The sequence below is a fragment of the Microcystis sp. M53603_WE2 genome, from assembly GCF_030065435.1.
The window spans coordinates 1-2,187 of record NZ_JASJFF010000566.1 but is presented as its reverse complement, the minus strand read 5'-3'; the positions used below and the strand labels follow the sequence as shown (position 1 = coordinate 2,187).

The 2,187-nt window shown below is 42.1% G+C and carries 3 protein-coding genes and 1 pseudogene; all 4 read left to right on the top strand.

From position 1 onward, the window contains the following. The first annotated feature begins 188 nt into the window (after window positions 1-188). The gene (locus PX481_RS11905) at window positions 189-569 is read left to right on the top strand and encodes a DUF7980 family protein (protein WP_002762694.1); all 381 of its coding nucleotides are present in this window, start codon (window positions 189-191) and stop codon (window positions 567-569) included. Beyond that, window positions 566-1,234 carry a phosphatase PAP2 family protein gene (locus PX481_RS11900; protein ID WP_288027800.1) on the top strand — a complete coding sequence of 223 codons (669 nt, stop codon included), beginning with the start codon at window positions 566-568 and terminating at the stop codon, window positions 1,232-1,234. The genes PX481_RS11905 and PX481_RS11900 overlap by 4 nt, the downstream gene beginning before the upstream one ends. A gap of 109 nt (window positions 1,235-1,343) precedes the next feature. Further along, window positions 1,344-2,039: pseudogene (locus PX481_RS11895) on the top strand (sulfurtransferase); the annotation flags it as partial. Window positions 2,040-2,130: 91 nt separating this feature from the next. Next, a partial coding sequence (locus PX481_RS29710; RefSeq protein WP_155119799.1) for a helix-turn-helix domain-containing protein occupies window positions 2,131-2,187 on the top strand: 57 nt, incomplete at its 3' end.

Sequence of the window (2,187 nt, the reverse complement as noted above, 5' to 3'; positions counted from 1 at the left end):
GGAGGGATCGGGAGTAAAATTTAGGGATTTTTTCCCTGAAAATTAGGTAACTGACTACCTCAAAATCGGTAAAACCCTACACCCCACACCCCACACCCCACACCCTGCCCCCACCAACAAACTTTTTCAGCAAACCCTAGATAGCTGATGGCAAAAAAACAAAACTAATAGTTAGTAACTAAAAAAAGATGTATCTACTTGACAAAATCAAAAACGGAAGCCTGGTATTGATTGGTTACTTATTATCGCCCCTATGTTGGTGGAATGATCTAATTTTTAATCTGCCGATCGCCTACGGTTTCGGTCGTTTAATTGCTTGCTTACACGCCGATTTTTTTCTACCCGCAGCCGTGGTTGGTTATTGGTTATCTAATCTTGTGGGAATCCTACTGATGCAATTCGGGACGAAAGAATTAATCGGTGGAGAGAAAGAAGAACGCAATTGGTCAAAAGAATTAAGAAATGGATTACTTTCCTCGACTGCCTATACATTAGTTATTCTGGTCTTGCTCCATTTTCAGGTATTAGAAATGCCCCTGTTATCCTCGATCGCCACTTTTTCCCCGTGATTCCCAAAACTTACTTAAACAATAGCTTAATTTTCTTAGCCATCTTGTTAACATCCCTAACTTTTACGGATTTAGCGATCGCTATTGATCGGCATCCCCAAGGATTTGCGTGGGAAAAATCCCTGATGCTATCTATTCATCAAACCGCTAATTTAAACCTAAACTTTTTGGCGATAAAACTAACGGGATTAGGTACTTATTGGGGAGTGGCTCCGATACTAACAATTTCACTGCTGATTTTTGCCCTAAAAAAATACTGGTATGGGTTCGCTTATCTCCTTGTAAATATGGCGGGAGGTTGGGCAATTAGTTATAATCTTAAGATTCTTTTTCATCGAAATCGCCCGCAATTTTGGCCGTTATTTTATCCCTTACCCGATGATTTTGCCTTCCCTAGCGGTCATGCTTTATTTAGTTCCCTGTTAGTGGTTTCTTTACTGATTTTATCTTGGAGAACGCGCTGGTTTTTCGGGGTAGTTTTACTGGGGATTCCCTTGGTTTTGGTTATTGCTTGGACTCGTCTTTATTTAGGAGTTCACTTTCCTAGTGATATCCTTGCCTCTTGGCTTTTAGCGATCGCTTGGTCGCTCCTAGTGCATATCTGGTGGCAACAGTTATTAAAGACACCCAAGGCGATCAACACCCAAGAAGAAATTAATAATTAATCGGCCTACTTGCTGCAAAAAAAATATCACGTTATACCTAAATTTTTGGAGAAAGCTAATCAAAGCCCTATAGTGATTATCGTTTGATATTCGTCGCTGACACTGAATCATGAAACCAAAACTGCGTCAAGGGAAGGGTCTATCCCTGGGACGGTTTCAAAGCCGTCCCCTTGCTTTTTTCACTTTAGTTCTCCTCTGCATTTTAACCTTTACCTTAGCCCCGTCATCGCCCCTGATGGCCACGTCTAAATCTGAGACTAAGATAGACTTTGTATCGCCGGTTTGGGTAGCACAAAATCTCAACGATCCGAAGTTAAAAATTCTCGATGTGCGGATTAACCCTTTGGAATATATCACCGGTCATTTACCGAAAGCGGTGAATATAGCCGACAATAATTTTCGTGGTCCAAACGGATTTTTGCCGGTTCAATATTGGCAAGAGGATAAAATTGGCAGTCTCTTTGCCGCCGCGGGAATCACTAATGGCGATCGAGTGCTGGTATATTCCGATGGTCGCGATGTCTTGGGGGCAACCATGGTCGCCTATTTACTAGAGCGATCGGGTTTCCGAGATGTGGCGGTCTTAGATGGCGGGTTTAAGGGTTATAAGGGTTCTGAACAGAAGGTAACGAAAGAATTCCCTAAATATCAACCCGGGAGCTTTACTGTCCGTGATAATCCCTCGATTCGGGTAAATTTAGCAGAAGTAGAGAAATTGATCGGCAAACCCGATGTGGTTTTTATCGATCCTAGACCGGAAGAACTTTTTCAGGGGAAACAGGATATCTGGCTGAGAAATGGTCATCGAAAATTTTGGGTCTGAAACCCCGTCGTTCTACGACGGCTTTACTGTTAAATATTAGCGCATTTACACGATATATGCTAGAATGTGAGATATGGAGAAAGCCTATTCGTTTCGATTTTACCCAACACCAGAACAAGAGTCGCTATTG